Origin of the sequence: Streptomyces sp. Je 1-4 4N24 (assembly GCF_026239515.1) — a bacterium.
GTDB lineage: Bacteria > Actinomycetota > Actinomycetes > Streptomycetales > Streptomycetaceae > Streptomyces > Streptomyces nigrescens.
This window is the reverse complement of record NZ_CP110836.1, coordinates 7,489,994-7,506,871: the sequence shown is the minus strand read 5'-3', so window position 1 is coordinate 7,506,871 and position 16,878 is coordinate 7,489,994. Positions and strand designations below refer to the sequence as shown.

The 16,878-nt window shown below is 72.4% G+C and carries 16 protein-coding genes; 1 reads left to right on the top strand and 15 read right to left on the bottom strand.

Translation table 11 applies throughout. From position 1 onward, the window contains the following. Window positions 1-44: 44 nt before the first annotated feature. From SLV14N_RS32865 to fmt, 7 genes are all read right to left on the bottom strand, one after another. Window positions 45-1,508 carry a GuaB1 family IMP dehydrogenase-related protein gene (locus SLV14N_RS32865; RefSeq protein ID WP_208685989.1) on the bottom strand — a complete coding sequence of 488 codons (1,464 nt, stop codon included), beginning with the start codon at window positions 1,506-1,508 and terminating at the stop codon, window positions 45-47. Between the two features lie 175 nt (window positions 1,509-1,683). Next, on the bottom strand, window positions 1,684-2,127 hold the full coding sequence (locus SLV14N_RS32860; protein ID WP_208685987.1) for a barstar family protein: 444 nt from the start codon (window positions 2,125-2,127) through the stop codon (window positions 1,684-1,686). After that, the gene (locus tag SLV14N_RS32855; protein WP_263272262.1) at window positions 2,124-2,591 is read right to left on the bottom strand and encodes a ribonuclease domain-containing protein; all 468 of its coding nucleotides are present in this window, start codon (window positions 2,589-2,591) and stop codon (window positions 2,124-2,126) included. The genes SLV14N_RS32860 and SLV14N_RS32855 overlap by 4 nt, the downstream gene beginning before the upstream one ends. 122 nt (window positions 2,592-2,713) lie before the next feature. Then, on the bottom strand, window positions 2,714-3,730 hold the full coding sequence (locus tag SLV14N_RS32850) for a sugar-binding transcriptional regulator (protein ID WP_018087588.1): 1,017 nt from the start codon (window positions 3,728-3,730) through the stop codon (window positions 2,714-2,716). A 219-nt stretch (window positions 3,731-3,949) separates the two neighbouring features. Next, the gene (rpe, locus tag SLV14N_RS32845; protein WP_018087589.1) at window positions 3,950-4,633 is read right to left on the bottom strand and encodes a ribulose-phosphate 3-epimerase; all 684 of its coding nucleotides are present in this window, start codon (window positions 4,631-4,633) and stop codon (window positions 3,950-3,952) included. Window positions 4,634-4,815: 182 nt separating this feature from the next. Continuing rightward, entirely contained in the window at window positions 4,816-6,249 is a 1,434-nt protein-coding gene (locus SLV14N_RS32840) for an RsmB/NOP family class I SAM-dependent RNA methyltransferase (protein ID WP_208685983.1), read from the bottom strand. 141 nt (window positions 6,250-6,390) lie between these two features. Continuing rightward, on the bottom strand, window positions 6,391-7,329 hold the full coding sequence (gene fmt / locus SLV14N_RS32835; RefSeq protein WP_208685982.1) for a methionyl-tRNA formyltransferase: 939 nt from the start codon (window positions 7,327-7,329) through the stop codon (window positions 6,391-6,393). A gap of 248 nt (window positions 7,330-7,577) precedes the next feature. On the opposite strand from fmt, the gene SLV14N_RS32830 reads away from it, so the two are divergent. After that, the gene (locus SLV14N_RS32830; RefSeq protein ID WP_208685980.1) at window positions 7,578-8,132 is read left to right on the top strand and encodes a hypothetical protein; all 555 of its coding nucleotides are present in this window, start codon (window positions 7,578-7,580) and stop codon (window positions 8,130-8,132) included. A 165-nt stretch (window positions 8,133-8,297) separates the two neighbouring features. On the opposite strand, the gene SLV14N_RS32825 is transcribed toward SLV14N_RS32830, so the two are convergent. The 8 genes from SLV14N_RS32825 to SLV14N_RS32790 form a co-directional block, all read right to left on the bottom strand. After that, complete coding sequence (locus SLV14N_RS32825; RefSeq protein WP_208685978.1) at window positions 8,298-10,436, bottom strand: primosomal protein N'; 2,139 nt, start codon at window positions 10,434-10,436, stop codon at window positions 8,298-8,300. A gap of 113 nt (window positions 10,437-10,549) precedes the next feature. Beyond that, window positions 10,550-11,758: a methionine adenosyltransferase gene (gene metK / locus SLV14N_RS32820; protein WP_093644722.1), complete on the bottom strand. Its 1,209-nt coding sequence runs from the start codon at window positions 11,756-11,758 to the stop codon at window positions 10,550-10,552. 252 nt (window positions 11,759-12,010) lie between these two features. Continuing rightward, complete coding sequence (coaBC, locus tag SLV14N_RS32815; protein ID WP_208685975.1) at window positions 12,011-13,246, bottom strand: bifunctional phosphopantothenoylcysteine decarboxylase/phosphopantothenate--cysteine ligase CoaBC; 1,236 nt, start codon at window positions 13,244-13,246, stop codon at window positions 12,011-12,013. A 100-nt stretch (window positions 13,247-13,346) separates the two neighbouring features. Then, entirely contained in the window at window positions 13,347-13,619 is a 273-nt protein-coding gene (rpoZ, locus tag SLV14N_RS32810) for a DNA-directed RNA polymerase subunit omega (protein WP_005319902.1), read from the bottom strand. Between the two features lie 71 nt (window positions 13,620-13,690). Further along, the gene (gmk, locus tag SLV14N_RS32805) at window positions 13,691-14,311 is read right to left on the bottom strand and encodes a guanylate kinase (RefSeq protein WP_208685973.1); all 621 of its coding nucleotides are present in this window, start codon (window positions 14,309-14,311) and stop codon (window positions 13,691-13,693) included. A 38-nt stretch (window positions 14,312-14,349) separates the two neighbouring features. Beyond that, a complete protein-coding gene (locus SLV14N_RS32800) occupies window positions 14,350-14,673 on the bottom strand; it encodes an integration host factor (RefSeq protein ID WP_006607450.1) in 324 nt (107 codons plus the stop codon). A 215-nt stretch (window positions 14,674-14,888) separates the two neighbouring features. Further along, complete coding sequence (gene pyrF, locus SLV14N_RS32795) at window positions 14,889-15,722, bottom strand: orotidine-5'-phosphate decarboxylase (protein WP_263272247.1); 834 nt, start codon at window positions 15,720-15,722, stop codon at window positions 14,889-14,891. Then, the gene (locus SLV14N_RS32790; RefSeq protein WP_208685969.1) at window positions 15,719-16,828 is read right to left on the bottom strand and encodes a quinone-dependent dihydroorotate dehydrogenase; all 1,110 of its coding nucleotides are present in this window, start codon (window positions 16,826-16,828) and stop codon (window positions 15,719-15,721) included. Before SLV14N_RS32790 ends, pyrF begins: the two co-directional genes overlap by 4 nt. Window positions 16,829-16,878 lie beyond the last annotated feature (50 nt).

Below are 16,878 nucleotides of genomic sequence, written 5' to 3'. Positions count from 1 at the left end.
CGTTCGCGCGGCGGTGGCGGGCCGGTGAACGGCCCCGTGACGCGTCAGTTCCAGCTGTCGTGCAGCGGCTTGCCCTCGGCGTAGCCGGCGGCGCTCTGCACACCCACCACGGCCTTCTCGGCGAACTCCGCCAGGGAGGCCGCGCCCGCGTAGGTGCAGGAGCTGCGGACGCCCGCGATGATCGAGTCGATCAGGTCCTCGACGCCGGGGCGCGCCTGGTCGACGAACATCCGCGAGGTGGAGATGCCCTCCTCGAAGAGCCCCTTGCGGGCCCGGTCGTAGGCCGACTCGTCGCTCGTGCGGTTGCGGACCGCACGGGCGGAGGCCATACCGAAGCTCTCCTTGTACGGCCGGCCGTCGGCGGTGTGCTGGAGGTCACCGGGCGATTCGAGGGTGCCGGCGAACCAGGAGCCGATCATGACGTTGGACGCGCCCGCGGCCAGCGCCATGGCGACATCGCGGGGGTGCCGGATGCCACCGTCGGCCCAGACGTGCTTGCCGAACTTCTTGGCCTCGGCGGCGCACTCCAGCACCGCGGAGAACTGCGGCCGGCCGACACCGGTCATCATCCGGGTGGTGCACATCGCGCCCGGTCCGACGCCGACCTTGATGATGTCCGCGCCGGCCTCGATCAGATCGCGGACGCCCTCGGCGGAGACGATGTTGCCCGCCACGATCGGGACCTGCGGGTCCAGCGCCCGGACGGCCTTGATCGCGCTGATCATCGACTCCTGGTGGCCGTGCGCGGTGTCCACGACGAGCGTGTCCACACCGGCGTCCAGCAGGGCCTTGGCGCGGCCGGCCACATCGCCGTTGATGCCGACGGCGGCCGCGATCCGCAGCTTGCCGTCGGCGTCCGTGGCGGGGGTGTACAGGGTGGCGCGGAGGGCGCCCTTACGGGTGAGGATGCCGACCAGCATGCCGTCCGCGTCGACCGCGGGCGCGAGCTTGCGGTTGGCGGCGTCGAGGCGGTTGAAGGCCTCCCGGGGGTCGATGTCCGCGTCCAGGACCAGCAGGTCCTTGGTCATGACCTCGGCCACCTGGGTGAAGCGGTCCACCCCGGCCAGGTCGTGCTCGGTGACGACGCCGACCGGGCGGCCGCCCTCGACGACGATGCCCGCACCGTGCGCCCGCTTGGGCAGCAGCGACAGGGCGTCGGCCACCGTGGCGACCGGGGACAGCACGATCGGCGTGTCCAGTACCAGATGACGGCGCTTGATCCAGGTCACGACGTCGGTGACGACATCGAGCGGGATGTCCTGCGGAATGACGACCAGGCCACCACGGCGGGCAACGGTCTCGGCCATCCGGCGGCCGGCGATCGCCGTCATGTTGGCGACCACGAGCGGGATGGTGGTCCCGGTCCCGTCGTGCGAGGACAGGTCCACACCCTGGCGGGAGCCGACGGCGGAGCGGCCGGGCACCATGAACACATCGTCGTAGGTCAGGTCGTAGGGCACCGAAGAACTCTCTTCGAGCGCGCCGTTCTTCGGGTTCAGGAATCGCATATGGCCAGGATACGGGCCCTGACCAGGGGTCATATGATTGTCCGATCGCCCTGCGGGCCGTGTGTGCGATCCCCCAAGGGGCCCCGCGGCGCCCGGTGTGTCCCTGCCGCGCCGGGATGATCTGCTCGCGCGGCGGACCGCACGGCATCGCCGCTGGTCGGGCCGCCGCGGCCGGCTAGGCCCCCTGCCGGGCCCGCCCCCTGGCCATGATCACGGCCAGGCCGGTGGCCGTGTCACGCCAGTAACCCACCGCATCCGCCAGCACACCCTCGACGACGCTCCACTCCTCAGGCGCCGCGGCCGCATAGCCCTGCCAGCCGGTCACCACGAGCAGCCGGCCGCGGTCGGCGGGGCACCAGGACAGATCGGTGAGGCAGTCGGCGAGCGCGTCCCAGTTGCGGCCGAACCAGTCCGGCAGCCGCAGCGCGCGGGCGCACCGCTCCATGAAGGCGGCCTTGTCCGCGACCCCGTCGAGATCCAGGGACGTACCGGTCCAGCCGGCGTCCCGCCCGGCGGCCAGCGCGTCCGCCACCGAGCGCTCCGCGGGCCAGGGCAGCACTCCCGGGGGCGTGCTGCCGTCGAGCACCGCCGCGAGCGGCCGGGGCACGGGAGCCGTCATCGGAGCACCGCCTTGAAGGACCGGTAGTGATCGTCGGTGTAGTACGTCTCATGGCCTTCGCCGGTGACGAGCCGGCGGGCGCCGCGGTCCGGTGAGCCGGGCGTGGGAACCGTGTACTCGTGGTAGTAGCCGCGTGGGTGACGGGGCAGCAGTCGCTCGCGGTTGCCGAAGACCGTTCCGTCCTGGGTGTACGGGAAAGGTCCGCCGGCATCGATGAGGCGCAGGGTGTCCCGTGCCTGGGAGGGCAGCGCGCCGACCGCAACGACCGGCATGCCCTGCGCCCAGTCCGGTACGCCGGAAGCGCTCGGTGTACCGCCTACGGCCGTGGCGGTGGACCGTGGCGCGCCCTGCGAACTCCCGTTGTCACCACCGCCCGTGGAACACCCGGTCAGCACCAGGAGCAGCCCGGCGAGCAGCGCGCCGACGACGGCGGCGGCGCGGCGCGGGGAGAAGCGGATCACCATGCGCCGATGCTGTCACAGGCACGCGCAGGCTGCTCGTCGATGACCGCGCCCCGGGTGCCCGCCGGCGGCACGGCACCGGCCTGCCGCGGACGGTCCCGCGCCACGACGGGCTCCGGCGTACGTCACGCCCCGTCAGGGTCCGCCCGGTCCAGTGCGGGGCGCGGCCCGGGGCCGGTCTCCAGCAGCAGATGGTCGGCCGCGGCGGTGTCGGTGACCAGGCTCGTCACCAGCCCGGAGCGCAGCACCGCGCCGATCGCGGCGGCCTTGCGCCGGCCGCCCGCGATGGCGACGACCTCCGGGATCCGGCGCAGCCGGTCCGCCTCGACGGTGATGCACCGCTCGCCGAGGTCCCGGCCGATCCGCCGCCCCTCGGCGTCGAAGAGGTGCGCCGACATCTCGGCGGCGGCACCCAGCGAGGCGTAGTGCTCCCGCTCCTGCTCCGTCAGCATGTCGTAGACGGTCGAGACGCCCGGCTCCCAGGAGCCGATGGAGACACAGGCGACGGTGACCTTGTCGAAGTAGTCGAAGGCACGGGCAATGCCGGTCTGCCGGCGCAGCGCCTCGGCCGTCGCCGAGTCGGGCAGCAGCATCGGCGCGTAGATCGGGTGGGCCTCGCCCCCGGCGACGTCGGCCGCGCGGCGCACCGCCTCGACGGAGCCGCGGTCGGCGGTGCCCGCGTCGTAGACGCCGGTCAACTGCACGACGGTGCACGGCGGGAGGCGGTGCAGCGCGGCGGCCATATGAATGGTCGACCGGCCCCAGGCCAGCCCCAGCACATCGCCCTCGGCGACGAGCTCGCCCAGCAGGTCGGCCGCGACCTCGCCGAGGTTCTCCGGGTCGGCGGCGTCCTCGGGCGGGGTCTGGCCGCCGAAGGCGGGGGGAGCGTCGGCGGGCGACTCGACGACCACCGCGTGCCGCAGGCCGTAGCGGGCCCGCAGGGCGTCGGAGCGTTCGGCGTCCAGTTCGGAGGGCACCCGGATCTCGATCCGTACGAGATCACGCTCCAGCGCCGTCTCCAGCACCCGCGCGACCTTGAACCGGCTGACGCCGAATTCCTCCGCGATCTGAATCTTCGACTTGCCCTCAAGATAGAAACGGCGGGCCATGGCCGCGGCCTGCACCAGCTCGGCAGGGCCCATTCCGGACTGTGGGCGGCTGGCTACCACGAAATTCTCCCCTTTTGCGCATCTGATCGAGTCTTTGCTCATCCTTTCAGAAACCCGGGGGCAACGGGGACCATCACCGCCCCGACCCTCGTGAACGCTCGGTGGCGCCACGGCCAAGGGGCGGCACGGCCGCACCACGACAGGGAATCCCTGGCCGGAATCGGCCGGTCCGCCCGAGCCCCCGCCCGAAATTCAGTGCGCGCAGCCCCAGCCCGCCGCCGCGGTCGCCGTCTCCGCCTTTTCGCGCAGGTCCCGCACCGCCTTGGCCGGATCGTCCGCGCCGTACACCGCGGAGCCCGCCACGAACACATCGGCGCCCGCCTCCGCGCACCGCTCGATGGTCTCCGCCGAGACCCCGCCGTCCACCTGGAGCGCCAGCTCCAGACCGTGCCGGGAGATCAGCTCACGGGTACGGCGGATCTTCGGCAGCATGATGTCCAGGAACGCCTGGCCGCCGAAGCCCGGCTCCACGGTCATGATCAGCAGCATGTCGAGCTCGGGCAGCAGATCCTCGTACGGCTCGATCGGCGTGGCCGGCTTCAGCGCCATCGACGCCCTCGCCCCCTTGGCCCGGATCTCCCGCGCCAGCCGCACCGGCGCGGCCGCCGCCTCCACATGGAAGGTCACGGACCCGGCCCCGGCCTCGATGTACTGGGGCGCCCAGCGGTCCGGGTCCTCGATCATCAGATGCAGATCGAGCGGGGTGTCCGTCGCCTTGCTCAGCGACTCGACGACCGGCACACCAAGGGTGAGGTTCGGGACGAAGTGGTTGTCCATGACGTCGACGTGCAGCCAGTCGGCGCCCTCCACGGCCTTCGCCTCCTCGGCAAGCCGGGCGAAGTCTGCGGACAGGATGCTGGGGTTGATCAAGGCCATGCCCCCAGTATGGCGTGCGGCCGGGGGACCGCCGGAGGCGGGACGGCCGCGGGGATACGGGCGAGGCGCTCCGCCCCTTTCACGGCCGGGCAGGCACCGCAATGAGCCCGCCCCCGGTACGAACCAGGGACGGGCTGCAAGTTGCTCACCCGGGGGGGGAGAGCAGGAGAAACGGCCGCCCCTCAGGCCGTCCGGCGCAGCAGGGCCAGGTACATCGCGTCCGTGCCGTGCAGATGGGGCCACAGCTGGACGTCCGGGCCGTCGCCGAGGGCCGGGACACCGGGCATCAGGGGGCGGGCGTCGATCCACTCCACCTCGACCGGCTCGCCGCCCCGGCCCTTGAGGACGTCGTCCACCACGGCCCGGGTCTCGGCCGGGTGCGGCGAGCAGGTCGCATAGCCGACGACGCCACCGATGCGGACGGCCGCGAGCGCCTGCCGCAGCAGTTCGCGCTGGAGCGGGGCGAAACCGTCCAGGTCCTCCGGGCGGCGCCGCCAGCGTGCCTCCGGCCGGCGGCGCAGTGCGCCCAGACCGGTGCACGGCACGTCCACCAGGACCCGGTCGAAGGCCCCGGGCTGCCAGGCGGGGCGGGTGCCGTCGGCCGCGATGACCGCGTACGGGCCGGGGTTGCCCTCCAGGGCGCGGGCCACCAGACGAGCGCGGTGCGGCTGCTTCTCCGATGCCAGCAGGGCGGCACCCCGCTGCGCGGCGAGCGCCGCCAGCAGCGCCGCCTTGCCGCCGGGGCCGGCACAGCCGTCGAGCCAGGCGCGGTCGGAGCCCTCAACAGGCGCGTTCGCCAGCGCCAGGGCGACGAGCTGACTGCCCTCGTCCTGCACCCCGGCGCGCCCCTCGCGGACCGGGTCCAGCGCGCCGGGCTCACCGCCCTCCGCGAGCCGCACCGCGTACGGGGACCAGCGCCCGGGGAGGGCGCTCTCCTCGCCGGCCGCCGCCAGCAGTTCCTCGGTGGTGCTCCGGCCGGGCCGGGCCACCAGGGTCACCTCGGGGCGTTCGTTGTCCGCCTCCAGCAGGTCCTCGATGCCGGCCCGGCCGCCGCCGAGTGCGTCCCACAGGGCCGAGACGATCCAGCGGGGGTGCGCATGCACGATGCCGAGGTGGTCCTCGGGGTCCTCGTCGTAGTCCGGGGCGACCCGCTCCAGCCAGCCGTCCAGATCATGGGCCGCGATCTTGCGCAGTACCGCGTTGACGAACTTCGCCCGGCCGTCGCCCAGCACCACCCGCGCCAGCTCGACGCTGGCGCTCACCGCGGCATGCGTCGGGATACGGGTACCGAGCAGCTGGTGCGCCCCGAGGGTCAGCACGTCCAGCACCGGTGGGTCCACCTCCCGCAGCGGCCGGTCCACGCACTGCGCGATGATCGCGTCATACGTCCCCTGCCGCCGCAGCGATCCGTACACCAGCTCCGTCGCCAGCGCCGCGTCCCGGGCGTCGAAGTCACCGCCCTCACGCGCCTTGCGGAGCAACGGCGGCAGGACCAGATTCGCGTAGGCGTCGCGCTCGTCGACGGCCCGCAGCGCCTCGAACGCGAGGATCCGGACCGGGTCCTTCTGCGGGCGGCGATAGGGCTTGCTGGGGCGACGGCGCGGCTGCTGACTCACAGAAAAGGTGCTCCGGATACGAGATGAGGGGTCCGTCCCAGCCTACGCGGGCCCGCCGGCCCGAGCGCGCGGGGCGGTGGGACCCGGACCGGGCCCGACGTGCGCAGACGACGGCCCCGGGGACGGGCCCATGTCGTGGGGTCAGTCCCCCAGCTGCTCCCCGCCCTCGATACGCACTCCGCGTGCCCAGTCCGCCGCCTTCATCGGCTTCTTGCCCTGCGGCTGGACCCAGATGAGTTCCACGGGGTGACTGCCGGTGCCGACGTACACCGCCTTCTTCGTGACGGCGAGTGCGCCGGGCGCCAGGTCCAACTCCGCGTGGTCCGCGGCGGAGACGGCCGACATCAGCTTGAGGCGCTCGCCGCGGAAGACCGTCCAGGCACCGGGCGCGGGCGCGCAGCCGCGGATCACCCGGTCGACCCGCAGCGCGGGCACCGCCCAGTCCACCTTCGCGTCCTCGACCTCGATCTTCGGGGCGAGCGTGACACCCTCGGCAGGCTGCGGCACCGCCTGCAGCGTGCCGTCCTCGATGCCGTCCATCGTCGCCACCAGCAGCCCGGATCCGGCGAACGCCAGCCGGGTGAGCAGATCGCCGCTGGTGTCCGTCGCCCGGACCTCCTCGGTCAGCACCCCGAAGACCGGGCCGGAGTCCAGACCGGTCTCGATCTGGAAGGTCGAGGCACCGGTCACCTCGTCGCCCGCGAGCACCGCATGCTGCACGGGCGCCGCGCCCCGCCATGCGGGCAGCAGCGAGAAGTGCAGATTGACCCACCCCTTTGCGGGAATGTCGAGCGCGGCCTTCGGCAGCAGCGCCCCATAGGCGACCACCGGGCAGCAGTCCGGCGCGATCTCCCGGAGCCGGGCCAGAAAGTCCTCGTCGCGCGGCTTGGCGGGCTTGAGCACCTCGATGCCCGCCTCCTCCGCACGCTCCGCGACGGGGCTGGCGACCAGCTTCCGGCCGCGTCCGGCGGGGGCGTCGGGCCGGGTCACCACGGCCACGACCTCGTGCCGGTCCGAGGCGATCAGGGCATCGAGGGCGGGTACGGCGACCTCGGGGGTGCCGGCGAAGACAAGCCTCATGGGTGGCGAACTACCTCTCACACGCAGCGGAACGACGCACCAGTCTAGGGGTCCGCCGCAGGCCATGGGCGGTGCACCCAGGGGGCGTACACAATTTCCCGCGCCTCGTACGGAAGCTCGTACGCCCCCATACCGTGACCAGAGCCGCTCCTGTCGCGTTGGTCAAACAGCATTGACCCGACCGGGCCGCTTTGGCGGCCCGCTCGCTTTCATCCTTCCTTTTCCACGCCGGTTCGAGAGGCTTGCTCATGGCCGACCACGCAACCCACGACGCCCAGGCGCGCGCCAGCCTGCATCTCCTGGTGCGGGACATCGAGCGGGTGCGCCGGCAGGTGGACGCACTGCGCACGCTGACCGCTCAGCTCGGCAACGTCTACCGGCCGCGGCGCACGGGCCCCTCCGCGGGCTTCGTCGTCTACGGACGCGCGCCCGCTCCGACGGTGCGCCTCGCACAGGAGCTGCGGGACAGCGTCGAAACCCTTGTCACGGCCGCGGTCGACTTCGACCGTTCGCTGGGATTCTCGTGGGACGCGGTGGGCTCGGCGCTCGGTGTCACCAAACAGGCGGTACACCGCCGTTACGGCGCCCGCAGAGCCGCTGCCCAGCCCGCCGCGGAGGCCAACGGCGCCGAGCCGGCGGTGCGTTCGCCCGAGTCCTCCGCGACCCGGGCGGTGACCGTGGCCGCGGGGCTGCCCGGCTCCGCGTCCGTCCCGGCCGCCCGGTCCATGCCCGCACAGCCCTCCGCGGCCGCCCGCGACGAACCGGCCCGGCCGGGCGCCTTCCCCGGCCCCCGCAACGGCTGAACCACCCGCGACACCGGGCGCCTTCGCCCCCACGCCGCTCGCCAACGCCCCGGGACGCCGACCTCGGACCCGGGGCGGCGCCATGTCCGGGGCGGGGTCGTGTTCGGGGCGGGGTCGTGTTCGTGGACCTCCTCCTCGCGTCCCTCTCCGCCCCCGCGCGGACGCTCACCCCAGATCGGGCGGATCGATCCGGACCCGTACGGCCTCGCCCTCCCGCTTGACCAACCGGGCCGCACGGGCGGCCTTGAGCGCGGCGGCGAGGGCCGCACCCTGGCCGGGGCGGACCCGGACCAGCGCGCGCTCCCACTGCTCGCCCGGCGGCGGATCGCCCGGCCGGCGCGGGCGCGCGGGGTCCGGCACCGGCAGCGGTACGGGCCCCAACACCTCGGCGCCCGCGGGGAGTTCGGCGGATCTCAGCAGCTCGGTGACGTCCTCGACGCGGCCGGCCACGGAGGCCATCCGGGACACCGGAGGGAAGCCCAGCTCGGCCCGCTCGGCCAGTTCACGGACCGCATGGCCGACCGGATCCCAGCGCACCAGCGCCTGCACCGGCCGCAGCGTCGGCTCCGCGATCACCGCGACGGTGCCGCCCTCCGCCTGGCCGCGGACCAGCGCGGCGGCGCCCAGCCAGCGGCGCAGCGCCTCCTCCCCCGCCCGCAGATCCGGCCGCCCCAGCAGCGCCCAGCCGTCCAGCAGCAGCGCGGCCGCATACCCGCCGCCCTCGGCCACCGGCTCCGCGCCGGGCGTACTCACCACGAGCGCGGGGGCTCCCGGCACCGTGGCCAGCACATGGTCCCGCCCCGAAGTGCGCACCGGAACCGCCGGGAACACCCGGCCCAGCTCCTCCGCCGTCCGCCGTGCCCCCACGATCTGGGCCCGCAGCCGGGCACCGCCGCACTCGGAACAGTGCCAGTCCGGCTCCGGCCGTCCGCACCATGCGCAGCACAGCTCACCGGCGTCCTGCGACTCCAGCGGGCCCGCGCAGGACCGGCAGCGCGCGGGGGTACGGCACCGTTCGCACGCCAGCCGGGGCGCATATCCGCGGCGCGGGACCTGGATGAGCACCGGTCCGCGCTGGAGGCCCTCCCGCACCACCTGCCAGGCCATCGTCGGCAGCCGGGCGGCCCGCGCGGCGGCGTCCCGGGCTTCGTCACCGTCACTGACCGTACGCACCAGAGGCGCCGCGGCCCGCACCTGTTCGCGCTCGGCGGTCAGCGGGCGGGCCCAGCCCGTCTCGACCAGCTGGGCCGCCTCGACCGTGCAGCTCAGCCCGCCCAGCAGGAAACCGGCGCGCTCATGCACCGACCGCTGGATGAGGACCTCACGGGCATGCGGCTGCGGCGCATGCGGATCGCTGTGGCTGGCGTCCCCGTCGTCCCAGAGGGCGACCAGGCCCAGATCCGCGACCGGCGCGAACATCGCCGCCCGGGTCCCGACCACCGCGCGCACCGCGCCACGGCTGACCGCCAGCCAGCGGCGATAGCGCTCCTCGGGCCCGGCGTCGGCGGTCAGCAGCACATGCCGGTCCGCTCCGACCAGCTCGCCGAGCGCCGCGTCGACCCGGGCCGCGGCCCGCCCGTCCGGCACCACCACCAGCGCACCACGCCCGCCCGCCAGCGCCGCGGCCACCGCCCGCGCCAGCTCCTGCGGCCAGGTCGCCCCGGGCAGCGCCGTCCACACCGCCCGCGGCGCGTCCCCCCGGGTCAGCGCCGCCAGAAATCCGGCCCCCGCGCCATAACGCTCCCAACTCCCCGCTTCCGGTGGCGAGTTCGGCGGCAGAGGGGCGGGCGACGGCTTCGCCTCCGCGCGCGCCCGTCGTGGGGGCACCGCCAGCTGCACCACATCGGCGAGCGTCCCGGCATAACGGTCCGCGACCGACCGGCACAGCCCCAGCAGCTCGGGCGTCAGCACCCGCTCGGAGGACAGCACCTGCGCGATAGGGGCGAGCACCCCCCGGTAGTCGCTCTCCGCGACCCGCTCCACGATGAACCCGCTGACGAGCTTGCCGCCCTCGCGCCGGCCGCCCTTCTCCCCCGCCCCGAAGCGCACCCGGACCCGCACCCCGGGCTGCGCCTCGTGATCCATCGCCGCCGGGACCGCGTAGTCGAAATACCGGTCGAGGTGCACCAGCCCCTTGTCGACCAGCACCCGCGCCACCGGCAGCTCGGCGGCCAGCTCGGCCCCCCGCCAGGTCCGCGGCTTCGCCCGCTCGGCCTTGGTCTCCCGCACGGCCTCCCGGATGAGGGCCAACTGCTCGCCCGCATCCGACGCCCCCGCCTCCGGTCGCCCGTTCTCCCTGCTCACAGCATCAGTCTTAGCAGACCGCACGGACAGTGCCGGGCGGCCTGTGGACAGCCGAAGGCCCCGGACCGCCGAGCGGTCCGGGGCCGTGGCACTTCACACGGGCAATACGGGACTTACAGCCCCGCGGCCTTCTTCAGCGCCTCCACCCGGTCCGTGCGCTCCCAGGTGAAGTCCTCCAGCTCACGGCCGAAGTGGCCATAGGCGGCGGTCTCCGCGTAGATGGGACGGAGCAGGTCGAGGTCGCGGATGATGGCCGCCGGACGGAGGTCGAAGACCTCGCCGATGGCCTGCTCGATCTTGTCGGTGTCGACGGTCGCGGTGCCGAAGGTCTCGACGAAGAGACCGACCGGCTCGGCCTTGCCGATGGCGTAGGCGACCTGGACCTCGCAGCGGGCCGCGAGGCCGGCGGCGACGACGTTCTTGGCGACCCAGCGCATCGCGTAGGCGGCCGAGCGGTCGACCTTGGACGGGTCCTTGCCGGAGAAGGCTCCGCCACCGTGGCGGGCCATACCGCCGTAGGTGTCGATGATGATCTTGCGGCCGGTCAGGCCGGCGTCACCCATGGGGCCGCCGATCTCGAAGCGCCCGGTCGGGTTGACCAGCAGACGGTAGCCGTCGGTGTCCAGCTTGATGCCGTCCTCGACGAGCTGGTTGAGGACGTGCTCGACGACGAACTCGCGGATGTCGGGCGCGAGCAGCGAGTCGAGGTCGATGTCGCTGGCGTGCTGCGAGGAGACCACGACGGTGTCGAGGCGGACGGCCTTGTGGCCGTCGTACTCGATGGTGACCTGGGTCTTGCCGTCGGGGCGGAGGTAGGGGATGGTGCCGTTCTTGCGGACCTCGGAGAGACGGCGGGAGAGACGGTGCGCGAGGTTGATCGGGAGCGGCATCAGCTCCGGGGTCTCGTCGCAGGCGTAACCGAACATCAGGCCCTGGTCGCCGGCGCCCTGCTTGTCCAGCTCGTCGTCATCGCCCTCGACGCGGTTCTCGTACGCGGTGTCGACGCCCTGGGCGATGTCCGGGGACTGCGCGCCGATGGACACCGAGACGCCACAGGAAGCGCCGTCGAAGCCCTTCTTGGACGAGTCGTAACCGATGTCCAGGATCTTGTTGCGGACGAGGTTGGGGATGTCGGCGTACGCCTTCGTCGTCACCTCGCCGGCCACGTGCACCAGGCCGGTGGTGATCAACGTCTCCACGGCGACCCGGGATGTCGGGTCTTCCTTGAGGAGAGCGTCGAGGATGGTGTCGCTGATCTGGTCAGCGATCTTGTCGGGGTGGCCCTCGGTGACGGACTCCGAGGTGAACAGGCGGCGGGACACATCGCTCCCTGGGGTTGCAGCGGCTGCTGGCTGATCATTGGCGGAAGGGCCGAGAGCTGCGCTCGGCCCGATCCACTCGCCAGTTTATCGGTCGGATGCGGCGTTCGGGCACACGGTCTCGATTTATGGACCCCCCGTGACCTGGGACACCGCGCCTTACGGTAGGACGATCACCTTGAGGATGTGCCGGGTCAAGGGGACATGCCCGATTTTGTAGGGCCGACGGAGTGGTTCCGGGGCCGGTTCGGTGCGTCAGCGACGAGTCTCGGCCAGGCGGGGTGCGACCAGGTCCCAGACCGTGTCGGCCAGGGTTTCCTTGGGTCCGTACGGCACCGGGGTCTCGGTTCCGTCGGTGGCGAGGATCACTGCTTCGTTCTCCGCCGAGCCGAAGGCCTTGTGCTCGCCGACCTCGTTGACGACCAGCAGGTCACAGCCCTTGCGGGCGAGCTTGGCGCGGCCGTTGGCGAGCACCTCGTCGGTCTCCGCGGCGAAGCCCACCACGAGCTGGCCCGGGTGGGCCCGCTCGGCGGAGAGCTCGGCGAGGATGTCCGGATTTCGCACCAGGGCGACGGGTTCCGGCTCCTGGCCCTCGACCTTCTTGATCTTGCCGGTCGTGTAGACGGCGGGGCGGAAATCGGCGACGGCGGCGGCCATGACCACCGCGTCGGCCTCCGCGGCGGCCTTCAGCACGGCCTCACGGAGCTGACGGGCCGTTCCGATGTGGATCACGTCCACACCTGCAGGATCGGGCAGCTCGGTGTTGCCTGCGACCAGGGTGACCCGGGCGCCGCGGGCCACCGCCGTACGGGCGAGCGCATAGCCCTGCTTGCCGGAGGAGCGGTTGCCCAGGTAGCGGACGGGATCCAGCGGCTCGCGGGTACCGCCCGCGCTGATGACGACATGGCGTCCGGCGAGATCCTGCTCCGCCGCCCGCGCGCCACGGGCCAGCACCCGGCGGCAGAAGTCGAAGATCTCGACCGGGTCGGGGAAGCGGCCCTTGCCGGTGTCGACGCCGGTCAGCCGGCCGACCGCGGGATCGATGACCAGCGCGCCACGGCGGCGCAGAGTGGCGACGTTCTCCTGGGTGGCGGGGTTCTCCCACATCTCGGTGTGCATCGCCGGCGCGAAGATCACCGGACAGCGCGCGGTGAGCAGAGTGTTGGTCAGCAGATCGTCGGCGAGGCCGTGGGCGGCCTTGGCCAGCAGGTCGGCGGTGGCGGGGGCGACCACGACGAGATCGGCGGCCTGGCCGATGCGGACGTGCGGAACCTCGTGGACGGACTCCCAGACCTCGGTGCCGGCCGGGTTGCCCGACAGCGCCGACCAGGTGGCCTCCCCGACGAAGTGCAGCGCCGAAGCGGTCGGCACCACCCGTACGTCGTGCCCGGACTCGGTCAGCCGCCGCAGCAGCTCGCACGCCTTGTACGCGGCGATCCCACCGCTGACCCCCAGGACGACCCTGGGCCGCTCCCGCTCGCGCTTGTCCATCGCTCCGCCGCTCCCCGACCTAGGTCCGTCCGTATGCCCCTATGACACACCAAGGGCCCGGCGGTCGCTCCGCCGGGCCCTTGGTGAATTCTTCAGCTGCTTACTGGGCGGGGCCCTCGATGGCCTCGGAGGTCAGCAGGCCCGCGTTGATCTCGCGGAGCGCGATCGACAGGGGCTTCTCGTGGACGTGCGTGTCCACGAGGGGGCCGACGTACTCCAGCAGGCCCTCGCCGAGCTGGGAGTAGTACGCGTTGATCTGGCGCGCGCGCTTGGCGGCGTAGATCACGAGGCTGTACTTCGAATCGGTGGCCTCGAGAAGCTCATCAATGGGCGGGTTGATGATGCCCTCGGGTGCAGTGATGGAAGAGGACACTCTCTACCTTCCGAAGGGGGATGAAGCGTGGGTGTAACGCAGAAGTCCTGGTCGGCCGGGGAGCTGCGCGGTCAGCCGCTGGTGTTCCGGTCCCCGGATCGATTCAGCATCAAGGCTAGCAGCTCGCGGCTGACGTCCTCGACGGAGGTGTTGACAAGCGTCATATCGAACTCTTTCTCCGCTGCCAGCTCGACCCTTGCGGCGGCCAGCCGGCGCTCGATGACCTCCGGCGCCTCCGTGCCCCGTCCGGTGAGCCGGCGGACCAGCTCGTCCCAGCTCGGCGGGGCCAGGAAGACCAGCTCGGCCTCCGCCATGGAGGCGCGGACCTGGCGGGCGCCCTGCAGATCGATCTCCAGCAGGACCGGCTCCCCGGACTCCAGCCGGTCCAGCACCGCCTTGCGGGGGGTGCCGTAGCGGTTGCCCGCGAACTCGGCCCATTCGAGCAGCTCACCGTTGGCGATGAGCTTGTCGAACTCCTCGTCCTCGACGAAGAAGTAATGGACGCCGTGCTGCTCCCCGGGGCGCGGCTTACGGGTGGTGGCCGAAACCGAAAGCCAGACCTCGGGGTGCACCTTGCGCATATGCGCGACGACCGTGCTCTTGCCGACCCCGGAGGGGCCGGAGAGCACGGTCAGTCGCGGTTGTCTGGCCGGGGGCGCGGGGGTCGTCCCCCGGGAGACTGCAGAACTCATGCAGCGATTATTCCAGCTTCCCGGTGATGCCGGAAAATTCAGGAAGCGGTGCTGCCGAACTCGCGCTCCAGCGACGCGATCTGGTTGGAGCCAAGACCCCGGACACGGCGGCTTTCGGAGATGCCGAGCCGCTCCATGATCTGCTTGGCGCGGACCTTGCCGACGCCCGGCAGGGACTCCAAGAGGGCGGAGACCTTCATCTTGCCGATGACGTCGTTCTCCTGGCCCTGCTTGATGACCTCATGGAGGGAAGCACCGGAGTGCTTGAGCCGATTCTTGACCTCGGCGCGCTCCCGGCGAGCCGCGGCGGCCTTCTCGAGCGCGGCTGCGCGCTGTTCAGGGGTAAGGGGCGGAAGAGCCACGCCTACGTCACCTCGGATGTCGAACTGTCGGATACGGACCAGTGTGGAACCTAGTCACCCCGCACCTGCGGAGCAACGAGCAACGCGCTTACGTGCAGTGCTCTCGACGGAGACTAGCGGCCGAGGGCGCCGGAGTCAGCGAGAACAGACGAAAAGTCCTGGTCAGACTCTGCTGACCAGGACATTTCGGGACCAAAGTCCCCGTCTGACGGCCTTCAGGCGAGCGCGGTGCGCACTTCGTCGGCGAATCGGTCCGCCGCGGCGCGCAGTGCGGCGGCGTCCGGACCGTGCCGCAGCACCCCCCGGCTGACGCTCGGGACGACATTGCGTACGGCGTCCCCGAAAACCTTCGGCAGGTCGGCGGGGGTGGCGCCCTGCGCGCCGATGCCGGGGGCGAGCAGCGGGCCGTTGATCGCCAGATCGAACGAGGAGAGATCGCCGAGCGTGGCGCCGACGACGGCGCCGAAGGAGCCCAGCGGCTCGGCACCGGCGTTCTCGGCGGCAAGATGGCCGAGCATCGTCGCCGCGAGGGTGCTGCCGTCCTCGCGCACCGCCCGCTGGACCTCCGCGCCCTCCGGGTTGGAGGTGAGGGCGAGGACGAAGAGTCCGGCGCCGCTCTCGCGGGCCAGGTCGACGGCCGGTCGGAGCGAGCCGTATCCGAGGTACGGGGAGACCGTCAGGGCGTCCGAGAACAGCGGGGAGTCCTTGCGCAGGAAGGTCTCGGCGTAGGCGGCCATGGTGGAACCGATGTCGCCGCGCTTGGCGTCCATCAGGACCAGGGCACCGCGCTCGCGCGCCTCGACGACGGCGGTCTCCAGGATGGCCAGGCCGCGCGAGCCGAAGCGCTCGAAGAACGCGGACTGCGGCTTGAAGACGGCGACGGTCTCGCCGAGGGCCTCCACGACCGTGCGTGTGAACCGCGCCAGGCCCGCGACATCGTCGTTCAGGCCCCAGTCGGCCAGCAGCGAGGCATGCGGGTCGATCCCGACGCAGAGCGGGCCGCGCTCGTCCATGGCCTGCCGAAGGCGCGTACCGAAGGGCAGGGTCATGCGGTCACCTTCTTGTGCTCGGCACCGACGGCGTCGGCGAGGGTGGCGTAGGGGCTGTTGCGCAGACGGGCGGCCAGCCCCTTGTGGATCGCACGGCACCAGAACGGGCCCTGGTAGATGAAGGCGCTGTAGCCCTGGACGAGGGTGGCGCCGGCGAGGATGCGCTGCCAGGCGTCCTCGGCGTTCTCGATGCCGCCGACCCCGATGAGGGTGATCTTGTCTCCGACGCGGGCGTAGAGGCGGCGCAGGACCTCCAGCGACCGCTCCTTGACGGGCGCGCCGGACAGTCCGCCGGTCTCGGCGATCAGCTTCGGGTCAGAGGTCAGACCGAGCCCGTCGCGGGCGATGGTGGTGTTGGTGGCGATGATCCCGTCCAGGCCGAGCTCGACGGCGAGGTCGGCGACCGCGTCCACGTCCGCGTCGGCGAGGTCCGGGGCGATCTTGACCAGCAGCGGGACCCGGCGGTCGGTGACCGTACGGTCGGCGGCCTCGCGGACCGCGGTCAGCAGCGGGCGCAGATGCTCGACGGCCTGGAGGCTGCGCAGCCCGGGGGTGTTCGGGGAGGAGACGTTGACGACCAGGTAGTCGGCGTGCCGGGCGAGCCGTTCGGTGGAGGTGACGTAGTCGGCGGTCGCCTCGGCCTCCGGGACGACCTTGGTCTTGCCGATGTTGACGCCGACGGTGGCCGGGAACACCGGGTTCCGGGCAGCCAGGCGGGCCGCCACGGACGCGGAGCCCTCGTTGTTGAACCCCATCCGGTTGATCAGCGCGCGGTCCGGTACCAGCCGGAACAGGCGCTTCTTGGGGTTGCCGGGCTGCGGCTGGGCGGTGACCGTGCCGATCTCGACATGGTCAAAGCCGAGCATGGTCATCCCGTCGACGGCGACGGCGTTCTTGTCGAAGCCGGCGGCCAGGCCGAAGGGGCCGTGCATCCGGCGGCCCAGGGCCTCGGTGCGCAGCTCCTTGTAGCGGGGCGCGAGGGCGGCCGCGAGGAAGGTGCGCAGCACGGGGAGGCGCACGGCCAGCTGGATCCAGCGGAAGGCCAGGTGGTGGGCCTTCTCGGGGTCCATACGCTTGAAGATCAGTTGGAAGAAGAGGCGGTACATCGTCGGTGGTGCCTTCCGCGCTGAGGAGGTACTGGGGGCTCATGAAGAGG